Here is a 25,286-nt window from a genome sequence, read left to right on the forward strand (position 1 = left end):
GTGTAAAATAAGACATGTTGTCGAAAGACCTTGTCCAATGAACAGCACCCAACGGTGCTCAGTCGAATGCTCAACTGAAATACGGGGGCCCCTGATTTCTTTTAGGTTTCGAAGACTCAGGGCGTGCGCCAGAGTCGAACAGAGACACTGGGGTATCACATCTATGGGGCGTTTTCTTTTGATTGACTATCTTTCTCCATCTTCACAAAAAATACATTTCATTCAACTTCATATATATTTATTTACTTTTTTGATTCTCTACTACCTTAATATAGCTAAACGACATAAGAATAGTTACATAATATGTTCTGAAAACAAGGTATTGATGTCGCATTGAAGTTCTCTTCTTTTTCTTTTAGCTTGAGCCCATGTGTGCTCAATAGGGTTGAACTCGGGCGAATAAGGAGGCAAATATTCAATAGAATGACCGGCGTTGAGAATGGCGTGTTGAATATCTTTTCGCTTGTGGAAAGAAGCGTTATCCATCATCATCACGCACGGATGAGGAAGAGCGGGTAGGAGCAGCTGAGTGACCCAGGCATAAAAAACATCGCTGTTAATGGAGCAGTTAAAGAGGCCCACCGCGATGAGAGTGACCCCTAATAAGGCACCAATGACGTTAGTGCGGCCCTTAGCCTGCCAATCGTGAGTCCCAAAACAGCGTTGACCTCGTGTAGCGTATCCGTAGAGGCGGGGCATATCGTGAGCAAAGCCGCTCTCATCGAGATAAACCAGAGATTTACCCTGCTTTTGATACCCCGCGATTTTTTCCTGGAACCCCTGTCGTGCCTCTTCGTTTGCCTTGGGATGACGCAGAGTTTTTTTTATAGGTCAGACCCCATCTTTTCAATGCTTGCCAGATGGCTTTGGGGCACACCCCGAAACGGGCCGCCCGTTCCCGTTGATAGCTATCTGGATACTCTGCCACATCTTTGATAAACGCCTCTTTATCCATCTTGCCTCGACGCGGACCCGAGGGTTTCGGTTCTATTCGCTTGAGCCAACGCCTGAGAGTATCTGTACCTACGTGAAAACGCTTCGCCGTTGCTCTGATGCTCAGTCCTTCTTTCTCTCGAATACTCAAGACTTTTTGACGAAAATCCACTGAATAACTCATAGTGACCTCATGCTAATTAGTTCTTTATATTGTAACTAAAATTAAATCGCTTAGCTATATAAGGGAGTCGATGCCGGCACAGGATGAGATGAAAAATCTAATTGTGGATTAGAAAAAAGTTCTGCTCGAGAACAATCTGGACAAAGCGTACGAACCAAACGTTGTGCCAAAACCCCTACCAGGCTTGAAGAGATCAAAAAGGGCTCAATTCCCATATCTTTTAAGCGTGTCACAGCGCCTACCGCGGTATTGGTATGCAAGGTTGATAATACGAGATGCCCTGTCAGCGAACCTTGTACCGCAATTTGAGCTGTTTCCAGATCACGAATCTCTCCTATCATCACCACATCCGGATCCTGGCGCAAAATGGCTCGCAACCCACGAGCAAAAGTCATCTCTATTTTAGAATTCACCTGTGTTTGCCCTACGCCTTCAATGACATACTCAATGGGATCCTCTACCGTTAAGATGTTACGCTCAGTGCGATTTAATTCCTGTAAGCCTGAATATAAAGTGGTGGTTTTCCCAGATCCTGTAGGACCCGTGACCAGCAAGATCCCGTGAGGCTTAAATAGCTGTTTTCGAAATGTTGAAATTAAATCAGATGACATCCCTAAATCATTTAAATTGAGGATCCCCTGATGTTTATCTAAAAGGCGCAAAACGACGCGCTCTCCATGAGCGGAAGGCATGATAGAAACGCGAACATCCACCGAACGCCCCCCAATGAGTAAAGTGATTCGACCATCCTGAGGGATCCGCTTTTCTGCAATATCTAATTTTGCCATGACCTTGATACGTGAGACGAGTAAGGCCGCTAATTGACGCTTTAATCGAAGTATTTCACGCAATATGCCGTCAATCCGAAAACGAATGAGCAAGGCGTTTTCAAAGGTTTCGATATGAATATCAGAGGCCACTTCTTTAATCGCTTCTACGAACATGGCATTGATCAATTTAATGATGGGCGCATCATCTTCACTCTCTAATAAATCTTCAGTGATAGGTAATTCTTCAGCCAAGACATACAAGTCACTCTCACTGCTGATATTTTCCATCAACTGACGCGCTTCTATTGAATCCCGTTGATAGGCAGTGCTCAATCTCTGTTTAAAATCGTTTGCTGATAAGGCATGAGTTTTATGCCTGTGACCCTTCGTACTTCTAAAAAAATATTTTTTTGCAAGGGCGGAACGTAGTAAAGCGTAGGCACATCGGCAGTATCCGTCTCTACAATCACTGAAAAACGGCGGGCATAACTGAAAGGGAGGCGAGTTATCCCGGTTTTTTCTGATCTTAATGAGATCATGATTTTTTAGTTATAGCTAGTAGAGCGCGAATTTCTGCTGGATATTCAGATTCTTTTCCATCAGCAGGAAGCAGTGGCTGCTTTGTGCGGGGCATTAAACTCAATCCTGGGTGATTTTTATACAGTTGCTCAGCTCGCATATAATGATATTTTCGTTGTGAAATGCCGTCAGCAGAGAGCCCATCTCGTAAAATGGTAGGGCGGATAAATATCATCAAATTACGTTTTGTTTTTTTATTAACAGTGGATTTAAAAAGATGCCCCAAGATCGGAATGTCTCCTAGTACAGGTACTTTAGATACACTTTCCCCGCTCTCTTCATCGAGAAGCCCCCCCAATACAATTAATTGACCATCATCAGCCAATACAGTGGTTTTGAGTTTACGTTCCGCAAATTTGATATCAAGCTTGGTTTCCCCCTGAATTTTTGATACTTCTTGCTCTATCAGCAACTGTACGGTGTTCCCTTCGTTGATTTGAGGGGTGACTTTTAACATCACACCAATTTTTCTTCGTTCGACAGTATTAAAGGGATTCGTGTTATTCGCGTTTGCCGCCGAGCCCGTGAGTACAGGGACATCTTCACCTACCATAAACGAGGCTTCTTGATTATCTAAAGTGGTAATACTTGGAGTGGAAAGTACATTCACACTGGAATCGTTTTTCACCGCTTGAACCAGTGCTTGCCAATCTCCTTTAATAATACCGACCTTAGCACCACTGAAACCCGAGAGCAGTTTGCTCAGCAATGAGATATCACTAGACACTTGGGAAGGTAGGAACGTTTCGTTTTGATTCAAGGTATTCCCTGTTTTTGACTCCGCATGCCGTCGGGCCAAAGTTAACGCTCCTAATGGAATTTGATGGCCATTATTAAATTGAATCAAGCTGTTGTTCGCTTGCCACTGTACTCCGAAATTAATATCACTGATTTCTGCAACTTCAACAATCAGTGCCTCAACATGTACTTGAGCACGACGTATATCCAACTGTTCAATGATGCTTCGTATAGATTGCATCACATCTTGAGATGCTGTGACCACGAGCGCATTTGTTTTTTTACTGGCGGCAATCGAAACAGACATTCTATTTTGATCTTGACCCTGCTCGTTTTGTTTCCCTTTTAAGGTGTTGCTCACTTTTTCAATGATGTCAACTAAATCTTCGGCTTGACTGTATTTAAGGTAAAACACCTGACTGTAGCCGCTTTGCTGAGTTTCTGAATCCAGTTCCTGTATTAATTTTTTGATTTTTTGGCGCATTTTAGGTTCAGCATGGATAATAACGCTGTTAGTCCGTTTATCGGCTACCACTGTGTATTTTGATATAGACAAATCATTTTGGGGGGCATTTTTATTTAAAGCATTGATGACCCTAACCATTTCCGTTGCAGACGCATTTTTTAATGGGATGACTTCATTGAATTTATCTGCATTCGAATCTATAAGCTCAATAATAGAAAACAAACGCTTAATAACAGCCGCCCTTCCTGAGAGAATAAGAATATTCGACGGACCATGGCTGATGATATTTCCTGATTCCCCTCGATCTATCAGCTGACGCAATACAGGTGTCAATTCACGTGCTGAAATATTTTGAAGGCTCATCACCTGTGTCATCATTTCGTCACCGAAATAAGGATTTTTTTGGTGAGTTATGACAGGAATGGGCTCCGTTTTAACATGCATGCTTCTGACAATTTTGAGCGCGCCGCCATCAACTGGAATGGCGGCATAGCCTTGTGCTTCTAACACATTGAGAAAAAGTTGATAGTATTGCTCTGTCGATAAAGTATCTGTGCTTCTAATGCTCACCCGACCTTGAATATGAGGCCCCATGATCATCGTTTTATTTAGGTTAACTCCAACAGTATCAATAAAAGCGCGCAAATCGGTATCTTGAAAGTTGGCCGAAAAATGATCGGCTAATAAGATGGAGGGAAAGAACAAAAAAAATAATAATAAAATCAATGGGAAAAAATAAGGATAATTTATCTTTTTTACAAAAGAAAAAATTCTATGTCGAAAAATGTGAAGGCGTAATATATCAGACCAAAACATAACGTTCCTTTTTATGTTTTTATATCAATGCAATCTTAATATCAGAGATATTCATATTCAGAAAAATTTTATTCAATCAGGTTTTGATTTAAAATTTTTTCGTGATCATCTCTTAAAGATAAACTTTCTTGCACCCCGTTATTTTCAAGCACAATTTTTTTAGATAAAACTTTGAGTAAAATAATATGACTACCATCAATTGTTTCACCAGGGACGTAAATTTTTTGTATGCCATTGTTTTCGATGACTGCAACGCTTTTATTTTCAGAAGCAGCAGGAGCTGTGCCACGTAAAATAAAGGGACTTTGTGTTTTAGGCAATCTGTTTTGTTGAATTTTACGATCTGGATCACCAAACCAGTTTTGTTTGAAAATAAGATTGATATCGATTTGCGGTAAAGATCGAGATAAAACAGGCTCAGAAGGAGAGTCTATGATAGGAATGTTTTCACTAGGGGAGAGAAAAAACAAACATAAAGAAGTGGTTTTCCATACAACCAGGCTCCAAAGAAGAAAATGGATAAAAATGATCAAATTGTTTTTAGAGATCACATTTTTAAAAAAATATTGATATCGCATATCTTTTGTTTAAAAAACACCATAAAAATATTTTTTATATTCAATGAACTAAAAAATAAAATGAAAGCTATCACTTTTAATATTCTTTTTATTCTTTAAGTATTTTAAATATTAAAAATATTGAAAGATAAAAAAGCATCATTAAATCAAAATTATATTAATAATAATTTCTAGGCAATATTTTAAATAAAAATTATTTAAAAAACAAACGAATAATAAATTTTTAGGTTAAAAAACAAGCAATAAAAGACAATAAAATCGGATGAAAGACGATATTTTAAGTATTATTTAACAATCATTTAAGTTTTATTATGACCTGTTATTTTGCTTGAAATTGGCATCAAAAATAAATTTCATCAACGATTAATCAAGTAACAGCAAGTAAGAAATTTTTTCTTCTTTCACACTTCCCTCCAACGCGACATTGTAAACATGGTTGTTCAGGTTTTGGTTTGCGATAATATTTGTTTTTGACAAATTCATTTTTTACAAAAAATGAATTTCGCATAGCGTTAAAAAGCACGAATTTCTGAAAGATACTCCTCTGTTAATAAAAAATCTTCTGGTCTTTAGACAATTATAGAAGCTATATTACATCCTCTATTCAATTTTTACACTAGGTAATACTAAAAAACACACCCACAAAAAGTGCTTAAACCCGCGTTTTTTTATTAAACAACAGGTTTAAAATTTAATTTCGAATAATACTATCTTTTGATAATACAAATAAAAAGGTTTTATAAATTTTATTTAGTCTGTTTGATTTTAAAATTAATTAGTTAATTAAAAATTAATCATAAGAAACAGCTAAATGACGAATAGACATATCTCCACTCCTTAAAGCTGTGATTAAAGCCTCTCGCCATTTTGTCGGCATTATAACGCTGTCTGGGGAAAACCCTTTGAATCAGAAGCAGTAGCCCGGGAAAAACTATGTTTAACTTCTCCATCAGGTTTAGAATTTAAACTAGTTGAAGAAAATTTTATTTGGGCAAATTCTCCATTTTTAGTTGTTTTAATTAATGAAAAACCCAAACAAGATTCTTGATTAAAACCATATTTAAAAGCTATGGCTGTGTGTGGAGTACTCCCATTTCGATGTGATAACCAACTGGGCTCTATCGATTTTCCATTGCGTTCTCCTGGCACACCTGATGCATATCGATTTATTGAGTTAGCTCCGGTATTATTGAGAGTCAATTCATTCAATTTTCCATTTTGACCACCAAAAATATTCACAGGAACGATTTTTATTGCACCTGTCTGAGTTTCTACAAGACCTGTAAACCATTGTCCTGGAGAAGGAGAAGCAGATTCCCAAACAGCCATATTTTCACTGTCAAAATGTAGTTGATCTTTTGGTTCTGGGTTGTAGATGTTGTTTGTCAACGAAGTTGAGGGTGTGTTAGAAAAAGTTTTTGTTACATTTTTGTTTTTTATTACCGCGTTATCTGCTTTTTCTGTTGTAACACTAGACGTGTTTGCTTGAGTGTGGGAATCGTTATTATCACCTATAATGTCACTAACGGAGTTATCCGCAGGTATAGAATTATTGACGATTCACAGTGATTTGTTCAGGTGTGTTAGTCGTTCCCCTTGCTTCTATGGCGCTATTGAATTCTTTTTGCTTTCTTTTGTTTGTTGTATTTTGACGTTGCTGTTCACAAGAATCATTAAAAATCTTCAAATTTTCGTCTCTTTCCTTTCTTAAACCCTCACGCTTTATGCTTTTATTCCCCCGCTCCGTATCCTTATATGCATATTTTCTTTCATCTTGAACTTTATTTTCTTGAGCATGGGCGTCATGCTCTGGAATTCCGTTAAAACTCATAGTAGTTACGGCCCCTACCAATCCTTCCAATGCACCCCCTTCAGTTGATGAGGTTGTCATTCCTGAAGATTGACCAGCCACCACGTTGAATATACAAAAAGTTCCGAGAATCATTTTGTCAACAATCGAATCTTTTGTAGGGGTTACTAATGTTTTTAAATTCTCTAAAGCATCCATGAGCGGGTTTGTTTTTTGCTTCAAATACCCGGGAAAATATGAGCGTAAGATTGAATCTTCTTTGAACATTTTATTCGTTCTTTTGTATAAATCCTGTATTGTCTTGTCGTCAAATTGTTCTGTCTTTATTGCGTTTTGAAATTCATTTTGAATATTTTCCATTTTTTCTTTACTGAGCGAAGACCCAATTCACTTTATTTCTTCCCACAATTTAGGCGAGTCTATTAGCTTTTTAAGCTCCTGAGAGATGTTTAATGCCGGTTTTGTCTGTTTTTCAGCCTGGATGTCATCCAGAGATGGATTTTTATTTTTGACTGAAACGAGTTCACTGGCTATTTTTGATGAGGCACATGCCACATGCGTTATTTGACGTATAAAAACCGATGTTCTCTTGATGAGATATACATAGACGATCGACTGACATTTTTATTTCCCCAAATATTATTTAAAAAATGAATAATTATAAATTAAGCCCCTAAATATTTTTTATATTCAGATTTTTAGAAGCATTATTTGTATATATTTTGTTTAATTTATTTTTTTGTTATTAATATATGGCATCTCTCTAACAAAAATAAATATCAAAAATCTCTGATGTTTTATTCTTCCAAAATAAAGACCATCAAAACATCAGGTAATACCTGAATAAGCTGTCTTAAAGAGTTAAGATAGGGGGAGGGAGAGTTTAAATAGTCTAAGCATTGAACTTTGACTGATGGGTGATTTCATTCAATTTAATGAAAAACCAAGCCATTCGGACACTTCTGCTACGCTGCATCCTTCGGGACAAAAGCCACTGATATCGTAACCCATTGAGCATATGACACCATCGGATTCATACTCGATTTCCATCGTCTTTGGCTGAAAAGTTTTTTAGCACTCATACCAGTCCTGAGCGTCTTCTGAAATAAGAAAAATGACCCCCATAGCGCTTTCTAGCGCTTTTTTGTCAGAGGATTCAGGGTGATAACGTTGAAAATTTTTAAGGTTTTGCATTACATACACCACACATTCATCCAGTTATAATTGATATTTTTTTGCAGAGGGCGCCGCTGAATGTAGTCAACATATTCATAAGAGTTCGAGTTATACGCGCCGGTAATCACATGTGGCATGTTCATCACGATAGCCAGGCCCACGCCATACCTGGACTTCTTGCATATGGCACTGTTAACAAAGTTAATGTTAAGATATTCTCTGTTTTTTAGGGGGATAAAGAAATGAAAAACAGGCACTATCCGCTCAAAGAGTGTGATTTTATAAAAATAATCGAACCTCATATTATAAAATATGATAAACGTCCAGGTAGACCTGCAAGCATCAGTCATTATCAGTTTTTTTCAGCTGTTTTGTACGTATTGAGAACGGGTATCCCTTGGCGTGATGTACCTGATTTATACGGTCATTGGCATACGATTTATATGCGCTTTAAAAGATGGAGTGAAAATGGCTTGTTCTGGAACTTGCTTTATCGTTTACAACAAAAAAAGAAAATCAAAATGGACTGTACATGGGTAGACAGTACGACGGTCGCCATCCACCGACACGGCTCAGGAAGCCTTAAAAAAAGGGACCTCAATCGATAGGGCGCGGCCGAAAAGGCGTGAGCACTCAAATTCACGTGGGTCTTTCAGGCCGCTTTCTCCGGAGTGCCTGTCTATCTGAAGGACAGCGCTCCGATATGAAAGCCTTTACTGAGCTGTGGATAAAGGGAAATGGGAGGAAGGTGAGCTACATCATCGCTGATAAGGGAGTTGACTTTTTTGATGTCAGAAAATTAATCCGGGATAGTGGAAAGAGCCCTGTGATACCCCGACGAAAAGGGGCTGTTTGCACCGGCATTCAACCTAATGATAAAGAAAAATACAAAACACGCTCTGCGATTGAACGTTTCTTCTTCAGCATAAAAGAACAAAAAAGACTCGCTTTACGCTTTGATAAACTCGATATCACCTTCTTTTCTTTCTTCGCTATCGCTTGTCTTAAGGTCTTTAATTTACTTTGTTAACACTGCCATGTCCCAATCGAATATCGCGCACAAAGGTATTATTTAGTCATCCGTTGAGGGGGCGCCCCAGACCGCTCCGTGAATATTGCCGTCGCTCTGGTATTTGGCGGTTTTGCCGTTCTTTGACACCGTGACGGTGTCGTTCGCTTGGATTTTACCCTGCACTTCACCGCCATGCCGTTTATCCAGTGCATTTTTTCACAATCCACCGTTTCTGATAAACCCAGGTTTTCTATAAATTGCGCCTTGTCCAGGATATCTTTGCCGTTTTTCTTTCGAGATAATTTTGTGTTCGCGGCGTTTTCGGCACAGGTCTGGATGGCTTGGTAGAGTTGCGTATGGTGATGTGGGTTTAATCTTGTCCCTGTTTTTTCAATGACGGTGCAGAGTTCTTCCTGGAAGTGTTCTGGTCAAATAATTTCGGATAAAACTCAAGAAGTTTTACACCACTGAAAGGGCGGGATCGCCCTTGGGGGCTTTGAGTTCAGTCGCATGTTCAATATCAATGGGCAGGTCGGCGTGGTTGGCCTGAAAAGCATCCACCATCCCTTGGGGGTGATCATTGACCCAGGAACGGCCATCCCGTCCAGTGATCTGTTCACCGACAGGGATTAATTCCACCCACAACGGGGTTCCCTTCTGGGCAGCGGTCGCTTCCAGAAGGGGCCGAAGTTCCGTGTTTAAGGCAAAAGTGTGTGTTGTCATGCCCGCCAAGGTAGCGCGGGCAAAGGAGGGAGTTCAGATGAAAAATTTCACTTGGCACAGCATAAACAGCACTATTTTGTTACATGTAACATGTGCTATACTGCGTACTGAGCTATTACAGGAGAGCATTAATAATGACTGTTAATCAACGTGTCAGAAAACACCGTGAAGCGTTAAGGCAGGCAGGCTATCGACCTGTCACTATCTGGGTTCCGGATACTCGCGATCTTCAGTTTATTGAGAAATGCAGAAATCAATCCGTTAGCCTGAATCAACGAGATGAAACAAAAATAATGGACTGGATAGATGAAGTGAGTGATACGGAAGGCTGGGAATGAAACGAGGTAATATTGTCACTGTTGTCAGCAACGGGGATTATGGCAAACCTCGTCCAGCCTTAATTGTTCAATCCGATATATTTTCTCAACATCCTTCTGTGGTAGTGGCACCGTTTACCAGTGTTCTTACTGGCGCTTCTGTTTTTCGTTATCGTATGGAGCCAGACGATAGCAACGGTCTTAACTGTATTTCAGAAGTTATGCTGGACAAATTAACAGCCGTGCCTCGTCATCGTCTGGGTAATTTTTGTGGTAGCGCATCAAAAAAAGATATGCAACTGGTAACACAGTTAATGGCCGTTTTTTTAGGCATTGTTTAATTTGAATTGAGTCTCCTTCTTAAAAATGTTCGGAACAACAGTGCGCATACTCACGGCTAACACCCCCTTTTTAGCGGATTGTGCCTACAATAGACCTGAATTCGATCTATGCTGCGGGATTTTTGGCTATCTCGGAGATAATGTCTATCTGCTTATCCAGTTCGCACTGGAAAATTAGCGTATCAACAGGTCTTCCTCGCTTATCAGATACGTTAAGCCGTTGATGCTGCTTTGGCGGAGGGCAAGACATTGAAACAGTTTCAGGATGAACTCGAACCCCTCCTTGGAAAGCGGGGTTGGCTGGGAAAGGTATTGATGGAGGATGGCGCTATGGTTGAATTGGGCACGCCCCGCCGTTTAAAAATCCTCTACGACACCCACATGAGAACGGCCCGCGCCGCGGGGCAATGGGTGCGTATCGAACGGAACAAAGCGGCATTGCCGTATTTGAGGTATGGCCTTGGGCCTTCAAGAGAGCATCGACTTCAACACGTATAGCTAAAGGCGTAGAGGGGTTCAGTCCAGCCCCCCATCACCCCTCTGGCTGACCCGCCCTCAATGTAACCGCCGCTGCCTCCGATTCTCATCGCCATTTTCCGGGCGGCACTCAAACTCAGCGGAGCCCCGCCTGTCAAAAAAATCATATGATGAAATTTTAACGGGGCCGGTTGAACAATGCGGGTGTGATAACGCTGTGAAAAAAGATTGGTCTCTGAAAAGCCGGCCGGTAAATACCCCGCCTGTATCAGCTCTGGTACACCCAGAATATAAGGAGACGTGGCCGCGGTGCTGTATTGCTGGTCTTTGTTAAACTCATAGACCAAAGGCAACACGATCAGAGCAAAGCAAAACAGCCCGACCCCCAAGCCGATGGAGGCATCGAAGATCTGCCAGATGCCCTTCTTTAAAGATGTCATTGTTCTCTCTCCTATGAGGAGCCGGAAGGTTGTCTTAATCTCTGCTGATCAATACTGTTAAAATCATCGATGAGTGAACCAAAATTATTTTGCAAAATTGCATTCAATAACATATTATGACTTCATTGAATGCTTATTTTTGAGGTAAGACTATGTCAATGTTAACAGTCCGTAATTTACCTGACGAAGTACACCGAGCATTGAGGGTAAGAGCCGCGCAGCATGGACGTAGCACCGAAGCTGAAGTCCGGGAAATTTTAGCGATAACCGTTAAACCAGAAACACGTGTCCGTTTGGGGGATGCCCTCGCTGATTTGGGACGCAATATCGGCTTAACAAATAAAGATTTTGAGATATTCAATCAGGTAGAAGATAAAATCCCCGCCGAACCGACGAAATTTGAATGATTGTTCTCGATACTAATGTGGTTTCAGAGTCGATGAAACCTCAGCCCCACCCGGCTGTTCGCGCTTGGCTGAACGATCAAGCTGCTGAAACCTTGTATCTGTCTAGTGTGACATTGGCTGAGTTGCTGTTCGGTATTGGGACCCTTCCAACAGGTAAGCGTAAGAGTATGATTGAACAAGCGCTTAACGGCTTGATGGGCCTGTTTAAGGCTAGGGTGCTTCCATTCGACACTGACGCCGCGCGGCATTACGCCGAATTGGCTGTGACGGCCAAAGCCAAAGCCAAAGCCAAAGCCAAAGGGCAAGGATTCCCAACCCCAGACGGATATATTGCCGCAATTGCAGCCTCCCGTGGATTCATTGTTGCGTCACGTGATATTTCTCCCTACGAAGCGGCCAGAGTCACCGTGATTAATCCATGGAACATGCAAATAAAGTAGGGCGGGGTCGTTTTACATCCTCATTCTTGAATGTTTTTGTAAATCTCAAGGGCCTTACATATTCGTAGTAAAAGTCACCGTATTGTTTCTTCCAGCAACACAGGCGGCAGAGGCCTGTGCCGGTTATCTCGCCCGTCATCGCAGGCGCACTGTTGATTCGGACCGAAGCGATATCTCCATTGCTTAAGGTCGTGGCGAGTTTCATGCAATCTTTTTCATTCATGCCGGCTGTTGAGACAATAAAACCGATCCCTTTGCCGGTGACGGTGATGGCCCCGCCGCTGGCATTAAAAAGCCGGTCTCCCACAATCGAAATGCCTTTAGGGATGGCCCCTGAGCGGATGAGCGCAGGGACCAGGTTAGCGGTGCCATAGCCGGTTGAAATACGTAATGATTTAGTTTCATTCAGTAACGTATTAATAGAGGCCACCGATGAGGTTGAATACACTTTCACATACAACCCCATCCCCGCCGCAGCGACCATCGCCAGCCCCACAAAGGCCATGCCCCAACCGATACTCGCATCACTGATATTAAAAATACCTTGCTTTAACGATTTCATTTTTTTTCCTTTTAGAAGTGAAACGCCCTTTCAATCAAGCCATACATGAGGTAAAGAGTTTGCCCAGAAATTATTGGGCCACAAATCGGCGAATATGACAGACAAAGACCGAGACAGCAGGGGCAGTGAATGGGAGACGATTTGAATTTCTTTTTTAATTTTTGGGGATTCAATTGAGTCTCTAAAAAAACAGAGCTGAATAAGACCATTATGAGTGAATTGTGATTTATTGTGACTTTTTCATTTTAAAGTATTGATATTTATAAAAAATAAAATATGGCATATTACGACCTATTAGTGGCCTTAAAAAAGGCGATTTTGAAAATTGATTTTAAGGAATAAAGGATGGTCGTTGTCATTCCAAAAAAGCGCCGTGATGGAAAATCAAGTTTTCTTAAACTGGTGTTTTACCTCTCTTTCCGTGAAGATAATCCAGGTGATATTCCCGTGACCGCTGATGCTTTTTTTGACCGTCCTTCCACTTCTAAAATCGCGGTGTTTGATCGTTTAATTGATTATATTGATCGCCATGCTTCCCCTGAATCACAGCAGCTCATCACGCACCTACCCGATGGGAGTCATCGGATTCTTTGTGAAGGCGTTTTATGTCAAACGAACACGTTGAGTATTGAAACCGCCTCCTCTGAAATGAATGCGATGGCCTCGAATAATCGTCGTTGTCTCGATCCGGTTTATCATTTTATTTTGTCTTGGCCGGAAGAAGAAACACCTGAAGACAGTCACATTTTTGACAGTGCTTTGTTTTGTTTAAAGGAAATGGGGATGGTTGATCATCAGTATGTTTTTGCGATTCATCGTGACACCGATAACCTCCATTGTCATGTGGCGGCCAACCGTATTCATCCCCTTTCTTATCGTGCAGTGAACCTCTATAACGACGTTAAAATTTTGCACAAAGCCTGCCGAAAATTAGAGCTTAAATATGATTGGAAACCGGATAATGGGTGTTGGAAGAGAGATCAAAATCATCAGATTATTCGAGCTGAATCTCAATATCCCTCGGCTCCGAGAGCATCGACGCAGTTTGAATATCACGAAGATAAAGAAAGTTTTTATTCGTATGTGGTTCGTACGTGCCGAACAGAGTTGACTTCTATTTTAAAAGGGCCGCTTCAAGAATGGGAAGAGGTACACGCTGTTTTTTTAAGGGCCCATCTGGAATTGAAAAAAAAAGGTTCTGGGTTGGCTATTTATGACAAAAATTGTCCGAACAATGTTCCTTTAAAAGCCAGCAGTTTACACCCTCAATTCACTCTTTCGAAATTAGTGCCTCGCATTGGCGAATTTGAAAGTGCGCCCCGAGTGATGGAATTTAAAAATGAACAAGGGGAGGTGACCTTAACAAACTATATGGTGAGTTCACATTATGATGATCGACTTCATTTGCGTGATCATCAAGCTCGAATGACTCGCCGATTAGAACGCGCTGAGGCCCGAGAAGAGTTAAAATTGCGTTATCAAACTGACAAAAAAGAAGCGAAATGCCCCTCTTTTGACGCAAAAAATCGTTTCAGAACTCTTTCCATGACCTTTCGTTTCCGAAGAGCCCATGTGTGTGTTGCGGTGCGCGATCCTTTAATGAGAAAACTGGCCTATCATGTGTTGGCTTTTGAGCGAGAAAAAGCGATGGCCGAGTTGCGTTTAAAATTAAAGGAAGAGCGGGAGAACTGGTATCGTTCTCCAGAAAATAGGCGACTGTCTTATCGTGTTTGGGTGGAACAGCAGGCGTTAAAAGGGGATAAAGCGGCCATTAGCCAGTTAAGAGGGTGGGCTTACCAAGCGAAGCGGGATGAGCGCACGGCTTACCTCAGTGATACGGTCATTGAATGTGCCGTTTCAGATGATATTGCGCCGGTTGAGCTCAAAGGCTATACCCATCATATCCACCGTGACGGGGCGATTGTATACAAAAAGGAAGGAATCACCCAAATGATTGACCGAGGGGAAACCATTGAGATGGCCAGACCGTTTGAAAACGAGGGGGACAATATGGTGGCGGGGTTACATTTGGCAGAGCAAAAAAGTGGAGAGAAACGGGTTTTCTCGGGTCCGCGGGAGTACGTTGAGAAAGCGTGTTCGTTGGTTCGAGATTTCAATGAAATGGGTCAGACTGCCTTGAGGTTAACAGACCCTATTCAGCAGAAACGGGTCTGTGAAATGCGGTCTCAAGATAAACCCGCTCCCATTGTATTTGATTCTCCGAATTTGACTCCCTGAGCGCATCGCCCCTTTTTATTTTTATCATTTGTTGGAAATGGGTTGTTGTTTGTTGATATTTCGTTAAAAATGGGCAGAGATAGCGTATTTATCGGGCGGTATATTTGATAACAATTTGAAAGGATAAAGGATGAATAAAACTGAGTTAATTGAGCAAGTCCGAGACAAGTCTGGCCTGACGAAGGCGCAATCAACCGAGGCGGTCACCGCTGTTTTTTCGAGTATTATCGAAGCATTGGGGAAAAAAGAGCCGGTGCAAATCATCAGATTTGGGACTTTTAAAGTCCGCCATCGCAAAGAGCGGATATCTCGTAATCCCAAAACGGGTGAAAAAATCAAAACCCCTGCTCGTGAAGTCGCTGTGTTTTCTGCGGGGAAAAGTCTGAAAGACTCCGTTCATTTACAAGCGCCCAAACAAACTAAAGTGGCTAAAAAATCAAAAAGCGGAGCGAAGAAAAAGTCATCGGTTTGATCAGAGAATAAAAGTTGAAGCCTCAGGGAAGATTTTTAATTTTCCTCTGTTTTTAGCTAGGTTTCTTTCATCTTCCCTTCTCAACGAGCTTATTTTCTGAGGCTATGAAAGAAATCCTGTGCTTCTTAACAGAAGTGGGCTAGTGAAGAGCGCCCACAAAATAAACCTTCCTTGACTCTTTTTTATTCTTCTCTGAATTTTAAGCCTTGAAAGACCCTGTCGCTTAATTCAAATGGGATCTTGTTTTTTTAAAGCGGATGGCTAATGAAGTAATTTGTTTAAACTGTCTTCAGAAAGACCGGTATACATTTTAACCTGTTTGAAAGAAAAGCCATTATTTAAGAGATTTTTAGCAATTTCTTCTCTACCTTCTTCTCTACCCTCTTCTCTACCTTCTTCTCTACCTTCTTCTCTACCTTCTTCTCTACCTTCTTCTCTACCCTCTTCTCTACCTTCTTCTCTGCCTTCTCTTTTGAGTTCTTCTGCTATCGTCATCACATTCTCCCGTTGAGTGGTTGAATAAAGAGCGTCAAAAAACAACATACGATCTGCCGTTTCTCCTTCTTGAAACAAATAATACAACAAACTTTTAAAGAGTTCATCGTTTAACGGAAAAAGCTTATCTAGACGAATAAGATAAGGCGCTATTTCCATCATGTCACGGGTATGAACCATTTTTTGACTCATTTCAAGCCAGGAAATGATCCCGTGCTTCATAATTTCTTCTTCAGGAAGCATGGTAACATCTACCAATGGAAAAGGTTGTGAGTCTAATATCCTCGCGAGTTCTTTTTCGCAAAAGCAATCCCGCCAATCCATGCTATGCGGGTAAGGACTTTTCTGCCCGTGATAGAACAGGACAGGCAAGACCAAAGGTAAGGTGTCGTGACCTTGGTCAAGGTGTTGCTGCATCACCGCCAAGCTGTATTTTTTCATTCTAAAAGCCATCATTTTATCGTCGGTGCTTTGATTAGGTAAGCAGGCCGAAAGTGCCCACTCCCTCAAGAACCGTACGTGCGAGTTACCCCGCATACGGCTCACGCAACTTACTGACTTCAACATTTTTCCTTTTTTGCTATGTAATTGTCTGTGGCAATTAGCATGTAACAATCTTAAATTAGCTAGCTTGTTATCACCCCCTTCAGCTTTGGGCTGAATATTATGAACATGTAATTGTTCACCATTGTCCACCTCTTGATCACAGAGAGGACAATAACCTTTCTGTCGCTTATAGAGGTTGACTTTTATACCACAAATAAAAGGCTGCTTACGTGCCTGCCTATGACGCCAATAATCACGCAATTCAGGATTATCGGGGGAAGCATTCTTGGTAACTAGCCAATGACGCTGTATTTTTGTCCATGCATGCTTCCAGAGAAATCCACCGTTTGATTTATCCATAAATACTGAATAGTCTTCTCTACCTGGTATCTTGCCTAAATAGTGTTTTCTTCGCCACCACCAATGTTTATTGGGATGACGTCGATACAGATATCTACATTGGCGAATCCACATCCATTGGTCTATTGCACTGAATGTCTGTTTTGACGCACCAATACGATAGTAATTACACCATCCTATTATTTTTTCATTCAGCTGCATTATGCCTTCTTTTGTCGGCATGCCAATGATCCTTTTCCAGGTCATTCTCATTTGCTGTCTGTACCTTTTAATCGACTCCTTTGACGGTTTCATTAACAACACATATCCCCGCTTTCTGTGGCGATTTTCATAATGTCGTATATTAAATCCCAAGAAGTCGAATCCTTCCTTCAGGTGTTTGATACTGGTTTTTTCTTCCGAAAGGGCTAACCCTCTCTGTGCTAACCAACTTCGCAACTTTATTTTAGCTGTTTCGCATTCTTCACGGGATTTACCTAATACAACAAAATCATCCGCATAGCGCACTACTGCATAAGGTTGGCCTTGTTTTGGCTTGCCATTTTTCCAGTATTGAATACCCAGCAAGGTTTCCATTCCGTGGAGTGCAATATTGGCCAGTAGTGGACTGATAATCCCTCCTTATGGAGTACCTGCAACACTGGGTATATAGTTGCCATGTTCCAGCACACCGGCTTGTAGCCATTTTTTAATCATGTTTCTTTCGGGAAATCCCCCGATTGTTTTTATGAGAAAATTATGGTCAATGTTGTCAAATGCGCTTTTAATATCTGCATCCAGTACCCAATGCCTTGTCCCCCGTGCCCTGGCAATACAGAAAATTTTTTGTATTGCGTCATGGGCACTTCGCCCCGGTCTAAATCCGTAGCTGACTGGTTCAAATTTTGCTTCCCAATAAGGTTCCAGCGCCGATTTAACTATCGCTTGTCTACAGCGGTCGAGAATGGTTGGGATCCCAAGAGGGCGTTTTTTTCCATTCTTTTTTGCTATGTAAACTCGTTTTACTGGATAAACCTTTTCTGAAGTTGTTTGGCTTAATAACTTATAAAGATGTTCTCGTCCTTTATGGTCATTAATTACCTGATTATCTACTCCAGCCGTGTGTTTTCCCCGATTGACCTGAGTGACTTTCCTGATAGCCAGAAGATGGTTAGCTCTTGATTTCATCATGAGTTTTTGCAGATTTCTGACTTTCTTTAAGTCACCTGTTGCTGAAGCCCTATATATTCTTTGCCTTAGATTATTAATCATGGCTGTCACAACACGCCAGTTAATAGCATGCCATTCCAGTTGTTGTTCATAGTTTTGATTTATTACGTTTGCCATAGGCATCTAACTCTTCTAAATCAATTCATAACCTTGGTAAAGGATTATATGGGTAAGTCACCCGTTCCACGTCAGCCTCTTTTCAGAGTAAAGTAATTACCTCTATCAATCCTGTTATGATTTCCAGTTGCCTTTCGGCTGATTGCCTTCGCTTTTTGGAACGTCTTATGCCCACTGTCTCTTAGTATTTACATCAACACTAAAAGATTAATGGGGTTACCGTGTTTCACACCATGAAGATACATTGAATGGGTTGCCTCCTCTATGCCGGGGAACGGGATCCGTTGTAAAGAACGAACACTCTTCTTTACCCGTTTCTAACTGTCGTTAAATTTCCCCTTAACACGTCACATCTGATTTCGTGTTTTCGTTGCTGACGACATTTTAATCACGGAGATTCACTTTATTCAGCCCATTTCAATTTTGCCTAGCCCCTATTTCTTATTCAGCTTAATACTTTAGTTAGGCTTTCATTCTCGCTTAGAACAAGAGAATTACTCCTCTTGCACCGAGAAAGTGACAATAAGGTTTCGGATCAACCTTACCCTGATTCAAGGGACTTCTGTGGTGCAACTTTCACGTCGCACATGTTCTCCAACACCACAGTAATTTTCCATCTTTTTTAATAACTCCTGATTTGAAGAGTAAATAATTAAGGCGTGATTTTTCAAAGAATCAGGATTAATATTCGGATCTTTTTGTGTAAAACAGATAACCCGCATTTTGTTCGGATTGACCCCTTCCTGACATAAAAAATGATAGAATAAATAAGAGATTTCTCCGCAGAAAGTGGGGGCCCCCTCTATATATTTATCTTCGGTTTCACTGATCATCTCGATTGTTTCAGGTGATGCGGATGTTGTCTGCTTAGAAGTTTGCTCTTGCAATGAAAGTGGGTCTTGATATGTTTTCGCCACCAGTTCAGCATAAATTCTTTGTACAGTGACCAGATCTCCATCTGCTTTAGCCTCATCAAGTTCTTTTTTAAAATCATCAAGCCTATCCTTTATGCAATGGTATAGGCTATTGCGCATGGTTATAATATCACTTGCTTGGCAAGAACCGTCTGTTATAAAGTCAGGTCTGTTTGCTTTATTACAAAAGACACTGGCACGATGAAAAGCAGAAAGAATACTCTCTTTTAAAATGACATCTTTTTCCAGAGAGGGATAGTATTTATTTTCAATATTATCAATGACATTATTGGTACTTTCATGCCGTACGAAAAGAGGTTTTTGATTTATATGACCGGTTGTCGATGTCCTAGGTAAATTTTTAATTGTATGCATAGGTTATTCTCCTAAGATTTGAATGAACACTACATTGAACCAAAATTATCCGTTATTCGAATCGAAAAGCAGTGACAGAAAAATCGTTTTATGAAGGCATTCAAGCTTTTCCTTGAGCTGCCACCGCAGCCACTTTTTGAGTAATTTCTTCTGCGTTGCCTAAATAATAATGGTTGATAGGCTGCAAAGATGAATTAAATTCATACACCAAAGGAACGGCCGTTGGAATATTAATTTCCATAATTTCTTCTTCACTTAAATGATCAACATATTTGACGAGCGCACGAATAGAATTTCCATGAGCGACAATAATTACCCTTTTTCCATCGATGATACGGGGCTTAACCACTTCATCCCAATAAGGCACGACACGATCGACGGTGGTGGCTAAGCTCTCTGTCAGCGGCAGATCATTTTTATTGAGTGTAGCATACAGGCTATCATTAGCAGGAGCACGGGGATCATTTAAATTTAATGCAGGAGGCAAGGTTGAAAATCCTCTACGCCATTGCTTCACTTGTTCAGATCCGAATTTTGCCGCTGTCTCTGATTTATTGAGACCTTGGAGTGCGCCATAATGACGCTCATTCAGGCGCCAGGATTTTTCGATTGGTAGATTCTGTTGTTGCAGTACATCTAGAATGAGAGAAAGCGTATTAGTGGCACGTCGTAAAACGGAAGTGTAAGCAAAGTCAAAAGAGAATCCTTTTTTTTTTAGTAAATTACCGGCCTGTTGTGCTTCAACACGACCTTTTTCGGATAGATCAACATCAGCCCAACCAGTAAAACGATTTTCTTTGTTCCATTCACTCTCACCATGTCTTACTAAAATTAATTTTTTTATTGTCATCACTAAAATTCCTCAATAGAGTACTGATTAAAATAAATAGGGTTAACTCAGCTGGCGCACACAAACACGAATAGCCTCTGCTTTTACTCTTACTTTGATTTTACAACATCAATTTTTCTGGTGAACAATCACGGGTAATCTGTCCATTTTGCATGACCAATACGCGATCGAAATATTTGATCAAATTGCGCCTGTGTGTCACCGTTAATAATGTTTTAGCCGTCATAAAAGTGTCTAAATTTTCAAAAATCTTTTTCTCGGTATTTTCGTCAATATTTGAGGTGGGCTCATCCCACAAAAAGATACTGGCATCACTACTCAGGCTACGTGCAATCAACAGCTGCTGCTGCTGCCCAGAAGAGAGATTTCGAGCCATAAAATTGACAGGAAAACGTAAGCCCATCGGATGTTGCAAGATAAAATTACAGTTAGTCAAAGCGAGCGCCTGTAATATTCGTTCGCGATCTGAATGTGCTTTTAAAGCAAAGTTACTTTCTATTGTCCCTGTAAATAATACATCATGGGCGGTGACCACACTCAATTGTTGAGAAAAAAAAGATTGAGATAGATGACTCAGATTATATCCATCATAAAGAATAACCCCTTCTGAAGGTGAGATATAACCAGATAACAATGTTAATAATGAGCTTTTACCTGCTCCAGAATCACCCAGAATCACTACGCGTTGGCCGGCTGGAATATCCAGGGAAAGATTGCTGATCACCGCCGGTGACTGGGGATGATATTGATAACTGACTCCCATTAGAGAAATTTGTCCACTGCAGTGGCTGATAGATTGTAGCGTGGGTTTGTTTTTTTTATCATTCTCAAAAAAGGCGATTAAATCTTTAGCGGTTTTTTCAGCAGAAAGTAAAGAGACCACCATTGATGAAAAGTGAGAAATAATCCCAGATATTCTACCTGAGACAATCACCGAGGAAACAATTGCCCCAGTGGTAACGCTACCATTAATCACCATAAAAAAAGCGATTACCATAATACTAATATGAGAAACAGAAGATATGCTCGCTAGCATGGATTGATAAAAGAGAGTAAATTTGCGAATTTTTAAATTAAGATAAGATTGCTGATTAGAACTGTTTACCCAATCTAATAATAAATTTTTATTATTTAACGTGTGGATCATTTTAATAGAATAAAAAACTTCAGTCATAAAAACATTTCTATTTTTTTGCACTTTTTTTTGCTTTTCTATTAATGAATATGTGTAGTGATGATGAATGAATGCGATTAATATCGAAAATAAAAACATAAAAATGGGGATAAAAACCACCCATCCTACATTCAGATAAATCACTAAAATAAAGATAATTAATAAAGGAATGTCCGCTAAGCGCTGAAAGACGGTATTGAGTAATACTTGCTTTACTTTTTGAAATTCGTGCCATAAAACGAAGGCAGAAGACATCGATCGCCCATCTTTTTTCTTATTGTAAATAACCGCTTCCAAAAATGAGACATCAATATCCACATCATCTTTTCTTGAAATAATGGATTGATAGATATCTTTTGACGATCTCAGAATAAATTCAAAAATAATAAATAAGGCCGCAATAAATACAATCCCAAACAATGATGCAGTTGAGGCACTGGGCACCAGTTTATCGTAATAAAGATTACTAAATACAGGGATAGTTAAGGCAAACAGCGCCATAAAAAATGATGAGAAAAAATATTTACTGTAAAAAATTTTGTTGGTCGATAGCGCCTGCCTTAATATGTTAATCACTCGAATGCCATCAACCACTTTTCGTAATGGTTGCAATCTGAAAGCCGAAATCAGCGCGAGTCTTTCCGCTGATAAGCTCACTTCACAAATTTGCCCTCCAGCCTCAATCAATTTAAATTTTTTGCCACCTCCTATGCACGCCATCCATTCCATATCTGGTGTTAATAAAATGATTGGCATAGCTTCATTAAGCAAATCTTCTGAGCCATTAAAATGGACTTCCTGTAGCACGAGGCCTAATGATAAAAAAAAATTTTTTAATTTTACCGTATCATTGATGTTATTTCTATCATATTGTTTAAATAGACGCTCCAGTTCATTTTTGTCAACATCAATTTTAATATTAATGCTTTTAGCAACAAGGGATAAAGCATCCTCTGCTGAGAGATAGTAAGACTCAGGTTTTTTTCCCATTCATTTTGTCCGTTGCAGGAGTAAAAATATCATTACTTATGATAGACCTTTATGAACGCTTAGCCTACTGGATTCACCAGGACTCTTGAAAAACTGATAGTTAAAATTTCAATTGAAGAAAAAAGGTCGTCATAATGTTAATTAGAGGTGGTTTCTGGGGTTACCTTTGACGATTTTGGTAAAATTAGCTGAATTGGTCAATGCAGGATTTTTGAAAAAAAATGCTGTATGGCACGTAAAACGACATCAGGTTTTTCGGCATGAGGTGAATGACCACAGCCGGAAATCACATGGGATCGCGCTATAGGGAAATAGCCTGCAATCTGTTCTCTATACTCTCTTTTGATGTAAGGAGACAACGCACCGCAGAGAAACAGCAAAGGACCTTGCCATGTTGGAATAGGTTCCCAGCCAGCGATATATTGGTATTGATCCCATAAAACCGGCACATTAAATCGCCAGATGCCTTCGTGAAAAGATTTCAGTAAAAATAAAATAATATTTTCATCTTTGACAAAATCACGCATTAATTTACCCGCCATATGACGCTGAGTGATTTTGGCATCAGTTACCGCGTTCAGTGCCATAAATATCTGATTATGCCGGTCAAGAGGGTAAACAACAGGTGCAATATCAATGATTACCAACGTTTTAATTATCTCTGGTATCAGCGCAGTCATCGTCATAGCAACTTTTCCGCCCATCGAATGCCCAATGATGATCACTTTTTCGATTTTCAGCTGATCTAATAGTTCCAATACATCCTGAGCCATAGCAAAATAATTCATCTCAGGTGAATGAGGAGATAGACCATAGTTACGCAGATCAAGCTGTATAACGTCGTGGTGTTTTTGAAAATCACGACCGAGCATGCTCAAATTATCTAAATTACCAAAAAGCCCGTGGATCAGAATTATAGGTAAATTAGGAGAAGTACTGTCAGATTGATGTAAAATAAAGTTTAATTTCATCGCAAAATTCACACTGAATAAAAATAAATTTTAAGTTATTCTATTATAAATGAATCTAACAAAAATGGCCTTGGATTAAAATGAAACTTATTGAAGTTGATGAAGAACTTTATCGTTATATTGCCGCTCATACCCAATATATTGGTGAAAGTGCCTCAGAGATTTTACGACGAATGTTCTCATTGACTCAAAAAAAACAGACAGAAATAAAGATCAAAAAGACACCGAAAATTCATCAATCCTCAGTGAAAGCAACTCTTTTTAGTAGAATACAAATTCTCAACGACATTTTATCATCTGAAACTTATGCTTCAAAAAATAAGGTAATCGCCCGTTTTATGTTGATTTTATCCACCTTATATGATCTAGATAGCAAAGCTTTTTCTGTGGCTGCCGAATCATTACAGGGTCGTAAACGGGCGTATTTTTCAGGCAGTAAAAATTTTTTACTCAAAAATGGCACACACACAAAACCCAAACAAATACCTAAAACACCTTATTGGGTGATAACCAATACAAATAGTGAACGCAAACGCACCATGTTAAAAAATATGATGATCGCGATGAAATTTCCAAATGAAATAGCAAAAAAAGTGTCTCAAACGATATAGATGTTTTATCATCCCCTCTGACTTGGCTACAGGAAAAAATAAAGAGGCTAAATAAAATGCAAAACATACCCCAAATTTTTGCGCATCATTGGGCATTTGCCATTTTTAGTATTTCTGCAATAGGGCTTTGTCTTGCTATGCTGTTGGGGGCTTTTTTTCTGGGAGGCAGGGCCAAGGCCAGATCTAAAAATATTCCCTATGAATCTGGTATTGATTCGGTCGGCTCAACGCACATGCGCTTATCTGCTAAATTTTATTGTTTCGCCATGTTTTTTGTTATTTTCGATGTAGAAGCCCTTTACCTTTATACTTGGGCCATTTCTATTCGTGAAAGCGGATGGACCGGTTTTATTGAAGTGAGCGTTTTCATTTTTGTATTATTGGTGGGGTTACTTTATTTATCGCGAATCGGTGCATTGGATTGGGCACCGATTGGTTCTAGAGGCCGTGTTCAATCCAATCCCTCTATTTATAAAATGGCACAGCAGCGTCAGTCTAATAACGAGTAACCATCATGAAATACACTTTAACGCGCGCAGAACCGAATGATAAAGATCATTTTACCTATCCTTTACAAACGCAAAAAAATGTCAGCCGAGATCCTCTCGATGAACAGGCTCATCGTAATATTTATATGGGGAAGCTCGAACATGCCTTGCATGATACAGTGAATTGGGGTCGAAAAAATTCTCTATGGCCTTATAACTTCGGCCTTTCTTGTTGTTACGTGGAAATGGTCACTTCTTTTACGGCGGTTCACGATGTCGCGCGTTTTGGTGCAGAAGTATTGCGCGCTTCACCCAGACAGGCCGATTTTATGGTGGTGGCCGGCACTTGCTTTACTAAAATGGCGCCGGTGATACAGCGTTTATATGACCAGATGCTAGAGCCGAAATGGGTGATTTCTATGGGCGCCTGTGCTAATTCTGGCGGGATGTATGATATCTATTCTGTGGTGCAAGGTGTCGATAAATTTCTTCCCGTTGATGTCTATATCCCTGGCTGTCCTCCTCGACCTGAAGCTTACATGCAAGCCTTATTCCTGCTTCAGGAATCGATCGGTAAAGAACGTCGCCCACTGTCTTGGGCAATTGGCGATCAGGGTGTGTATCGCGCTGTCATGCCGTCAGAAAGAAAGCGTAAACATGCCGAGCGCATTGCAGTGAAAAATTTACGCACTCCAGACGAGATTTAA

General features: G+C 40.3%; 28 protein-coding genes and 3 pseudogenes. 13 read left to right on the top strand and 18 right to left on the bottom strand.

The window, feature by feature from the left end:
* Positions 1-294 precede the first annotated feature (294 nt).
* The 9 genes and pseudogenes from HDEF_RS01265 to HDEF_RS13460 form a co-directional block, all read right to left on the bottom strand.
* Positions 295-828 carry an IS630 family transposase gene (locus HDEF_RS01265; protein ID WP_086934965.1) on the bottom strand — a complete coding sequence of 178 codons (534 nt, stop codon included), beginning with the start codon at positions 826-828 and terminating at the stop codon, positions 295-297.
* Positions 740-1,117 (bottom strand): IS630 transposase-related protein, encoded by a 378-nt coding sequence (locus HDEF_RS01270; protein WP_012737971.1) that lies wholly within the window; start codon positions 1,115-1,117, stop codon positions 740-742. The genes HDEF_RS01265 and HDEF_RS01270 overlap by 89 nt, the downstream gene beginning before the upstream one ends.
* Before the next feature lie 122 nt (positions 1,118-1,239).
* A pseudogene (locus HDEF_RS01275) lies at positions 1,240-2,232 on the bottom strand (GspE/PulE family protein); the annotation flags it as partial.
* Positions 2,217-2,426, bottom strand: coding sequence for a hypothetical protein (locus tag HDEF_RS13955; RefSeq protein ID WP_012737973.1), 210 nt, complete (start codon positions 2,424-2,426; stop codon positions 2,217-2,219). The gene HDEF_RS13955 and the pseudogene HDEF_RS01275, both read right to left, overlap by 16 nt.
* On the bottom strand, positions 2,423-4,486 hold the full coding sequence (gspD, locus tag HDEF_RS01280; protein ID WP_012737974.1) for a type II secretion system secretin GspD: 2,064 nt from the start codon (positions 4,484-4,486) through the stop codon (positions 2,423-2,425). Before gspD ends, HDEF_RS13955 begins: the two co-directional genes overlap by 4 nt.
* Before the next feature lie 68 nt (positions 4,487-4,554).
* Positions 4,555-5,037 carry a type II secretion system protein N gene (locus tag HDEF_RS01285; protein ID WP_425475043.1) on the bottom strand — a complete coding sequence of 161 codons (483 nt, stop codon included), beginning with the start codon at positions 5,035-5,037 and terminating at the stop codon, positions 4,555-4,557.
* 903 nt (positions 5,038-5,940) lie between these two features.
* The gene (locus HDEF_RS01290) at positions 5,941-6,453 is read right to left on the bottom strand and encodes a hypothetical protein (RefSeq protein ID WP_100103865.1); all 513 of its coding nucleotides are present in this window, start codon (positions 6,451-6,453) and stop codon (positions 5,941-5,943) included.
* Between the two features lie 160 nt (positions 6,454-6,613).
* On the bottom strand, positions 6,614-7,234 hold the full coding sequence (locus tag HDEF_RS01295) for a hypothetical protein (protein WP_012737979.1): 621 nt from the start codon (positions 7,232-7,234) through the stop codon (positions 6,614-6,616).
* Between the two features lie 711 nt (positions 7,235-7,945).
* The gene (locus tag HDEF_RS13460) at positions 7,946-8,068 is read right to left on the bottom strand and encodes a hypothetical protein (RefSeq protein WP_267892407.1); all 123 of its coding nucleotides are present in this window, start codon (positions 8,066-8,068) and stop codon (positions 7,946-7,948) included.
* A gap of 224 nt (positions 8,069-8,292) precedes the next feature.
* Here HDEF_RS13460 and HDEF_RS01305 point away from each other — a divergent pair, with 224 nt between their 5' ends.
* On the top strand, positions 8,293-8,658 hold the full coding sequence (locus HDEF_RS01305) for a transposase (protein WP_012737981.1): 366 nt from the start codon (positions 8,293-8,295) through the stop codon (positions 8,656-8,658).
* A 35-nt stretch (positions 8,659-8,693) separates the two neighbouring features.
* Positions 8,694-9,080, top strand: a complete 387-nt coding sequence (locus tag HDEF_RS01310; RefSeq protein ID WP_234809479.1) for a transposase — start codon at positions 8,694-8,696, stop codon at positions 9,078-9,080.
* A 441-nt stretch (positions 9,081-9,521) separates the two neighbouring features.
* Here the strand turns inward: HDEF_RS01310 and HDEF_RS01315 are convergent, their stop codons facing one another.
* A complete protein-coding gene (locus tag HDEF_RS01315; protein ID WP_012737983.1) occupies positions 9,522-9,785 on the bottom strand; it encodes a phage protease in 264 nt (87 codons plus the stop codon).
* Positions 9,786-9,919: 134 nt separating this feature from the next.
* Here HDEF_RS01315 and HDEF_RS01320 point away from each other — a divergent pair, with 134 nt between their 5' ends.
* The 3 genes from HDEF_RS01320 (at position 9,920) to HDEF_RS01330 (ending at position 10,941) form a co-directional block, all read left to right on the top strand.
* Positions 9,920-10,123 (top strand): antitoxin MazE family protein, encoded by a 204-nt coding sequence (locus HDEF_RS01320; protein ID WP_012737984.1) that lies wholly within the window; start codon positions 9,920-9,922, stop codon positions 10,121-10,123.
* On the top strand, positions 10,120-10,443 hold the full coding sequence (locus HDEF_RS01325; RefSeq protein ID WP_012737985.1) for a type II toxin-antitoxin system PemK/MazF family toxin: 324 nt from the start codon (positions 10,120-10,122) through the stop codon (positions 10,441-10,443). Before HDEF_RS01320 ends, HDEF_RS01325 begins: the two co-directional genes overlap by 4 nt.
* A gap of 249 nt (positions 10,444-10,692) precedes the next feature.
* Positions 10,693-10,941, top strand: coding sequence for a hypothetical protein (locus tag HDEF_RS01330; protein ID WP_012737986.1), 249 nt, complete (start codon positions 10,693-10,695; stop codon positions 10,939-10,941).
* On the opposite strand, the gene pilV is transcribed toward HDEF_RS01330, so the two are convergent.
* A complete protein-coding gene (pilV, locus tag HDEF_RS01335; RefSeq protein WP_012737987.1) occupies positions 10,929-11,360 on the bottom strand; it encodes a shufflon system plasmid conjugative transfer pilus tip adhesin PilV in 432 nt (143 codons plus the stop codon). The two genes, HDEF_RS01330 and pilV, sit on opposite strands and share 13 nt — an antisense overlap.
* 152 nt (positions 11,361-11,512) lie before the next feature.
* On the opposite strand from pilV, the gene HDEF_RS01340 reads away from it, so the two are divergent.
* Together HDEF_RS01340 and HDEF_RS01345 are read left to right on the top strand one after the other, a co-directional pair.
* Entirely contained in the window at positions 11,513-11,767 is a 255-nt protein-coding gene (locus tag HDEF_RS01340) for a FitA-like ribbon-helix-helix domain-containing protein (protein ID WP_012737989.1), read from the top strand.
* Entirely contained in the window at positions 11,764-12,207 is a 444-nt protein-coding gene (locus HDEF_RS01345) for a type II toxin-antitoxin system VapC family toxin (protein ID WP_012737990.1), read from the top strand. Before HDEF_RS01340 ends, HDEF_RS01345 begins: the two co-directional genes overlap by 4 nt.
* Here HDEF_RS01345 and HDEF_RS01350 read toward each other — a convergent pair.
* Positions 12,179-12,769, bottom strand: coding sequence for a type 4 pilus major pilin (locus tag HDEF_RS01350; RefSeq protein WP_012737991.1), 591 nt, complete (start codon positions 12,767-12,769; stop codon positions 12,179-12,181). The genes HDEF_RS01345 and HDEF_RS01350 overlap by 29 nt on opposite strands.
* 49 nt (positions 12,770-12,818) lie before the next feature.
* On the opposite strand from HDEF_RS01350, the pseudogene HDEF_RS12900 reads away from it, so the two are divergent.
* The 3 genes and pseudogenes from HDEF_RS12900 to HDEF_RS01360 all read left to right on the top strand — a co-directional run.
* Positions 12,819-12,914: pseudogene (locus HDEF_RS12900) on the top strand (tyrosine-type recombinase/integrase); the annotation flags it as partial.
* A 200-nt stretch (positions 12,915-13,114) separates the two neighbouring features.
* Positions 13,115-15,007, top strand: coding sequence for a TraI/MobA(P) family conjugative relaxase (gene traI, locus HDEF_RS01355; RefSeq protein WP_012737992.1), 1,893 nt, complete (start codon positions 13,115-13,117; stop codon positions 15,005-15,007).
* 130 nt (positions 15,008-15,137) lie between these two features.
* On the top strand, positions 15,138-15,479 hold the full coding sequence (locus tag HDEF_RS01360) for an HU family DNA-binding protein (protein WP_012737993.1): 342 nt from the start codon (positions 15,138-15,140) through the stop codon (positions 15,477-15,479).
* 261 nt (positions 15,480-15,740) lie between these two features.
* On the opposite strand, the gene HDEF_RS12905 is transcribed toward HDEF_RS01360, so the two are convergent.
* The 6 genes and pseudogenes from HDEF_RS12905 to HDEF_RS01390 all read right to left on the bottom strand — a co-directional run bounded on the left by HDEF_RS12905 (position 15,741) and on the right by HDEF_RS01390 (position 23,480).
* A complete protein-coding gene (locus tag HDEF_RS12905) occupies positions 15,741-17,174 on the bottom strand; it encodes an Rpn family recombination-promoting nuclease/putative transposase (RefSeq protein WP_320408684.1) in 1,434 nt (477 codons plus the stop codon).
* A 105-nt stretch (positions 17,175-17,279) separates the two neighbouring features.
* A pseudogene (locus HDEF_RS12910) lies at positions 17,280-18,212 on the bottom strand (reverse transcriptase domain-containing protein); the annotation flags it as partial.
* Positions 18,213-18,757: 545 nt separating this feature from the next.
* The gene (locus HDEF_RS01375) at positions 18,758-19,495 is read right to left on the bottom strand and encodes a hypothetical protein (RefSeq protein ID WP_012737994.1); all 738 of its coding nucleotides are present in this window, start codon (positions 19,493-19,495) and stop codon (positions 18,758-18,760) included.
* Positions 19,496-19,595: 100 nt separating this feature from the next.
* Positions 19,596-20,345, bottom strand: a complete 750-nt coding sequence (gene gpmA / locus HDEF_RS01380; RefSeq protein WP_012737995.1) for a 2,3-diphosphoglycerate-dependent phosphoglycerate mutase — start codon at positions 20,343-20,345, stop codon at positions 19,596-19,598.
* Positions 20,346-20,445: 100 nt separating this feature from the next.
* The gene (locus HDEF_RS01385) at positions 20,446-22,509 is read right to left on the bottom strand and encodes an ATP-binding cassette domain-containing protein (RefSeq protein ID WP_012737996.1); all 2,064 of its coding nucleotides are present in this window, start codon (positions 22,507-22,509) and stop codon (positions 20,446-20,448) included.
* Positions 22,510-22,706: 197 nt separating this feature from the next.
* Positions 22,707-23,480 carry an alpha/beta fold hydrolase gene (locus tag HDEF_RS01390; protein WP_171770461.1) on the bottom strand — a complete coding sequence of 258 codons (774 nt, stop codon included), beginning with the start codon at positions 23,478-23,480 and terminating at the stop codon, positions 22,707-22,709.
* A gap of 80 nt (positions 23,481-23,560) precedes the next feature.
* Between HDEF_RS01390 and seqA the strand changes: the two genes are divergently transcribed.
* Genes seqA through HDEF_RS01405 form a run of 3 tightly spaced genes read left to right on the top strand, consistent with a single transcriptional unit; the run spans position 23,561 to position 25,286 of the window.
* Positions 23,561-24,091: a replication initiation negative regulator SeqA gene (gene seqA, locus HDEF_RS01395; protein WP_012737998.1), complete on the top strand. Its 531-nt coding sequence runs from the start codon at positions 23,561-23,563 to the stop codon at positions 24,089-24,091.
* Between the two features lie 56 nt (positions 24,092-24,147).
* Positions 24,148-24,600, top strand: coding sequence for an NADH-quinone oxidoreductase subunit A (locus tag HDEF_RS01400; RefSeq protein ID WP_012737999.1), 453 nt, complete (start codon positions 24,148-24,150; stop codon positions 24,598-24,600).
* A gap of 5 nt (positions 24,601-24,605) precedes the next feature.
* On the top strand, positions 24,606-25,286 hold the full coding sequence (locus HDEF_RS01405) for a NuoB/complex I 20 kDa subunit family protein (protein WP_012738000.1): 681 nt from the start codon (positions 24,606-24,608) through the stop codon (positions 25,284-25,286).

The organism is Candidatus Hamiltonella defensa 5AT (Acyrthosiphon pisum), assembly GCF_000021705.1.
Lineage (GTDB): Bacteria > Pseudomonadota > Gammaproteobacteria > Enterobacterales > Enterobacteriaceae > Hamiltonella > Hamiltonella defendens.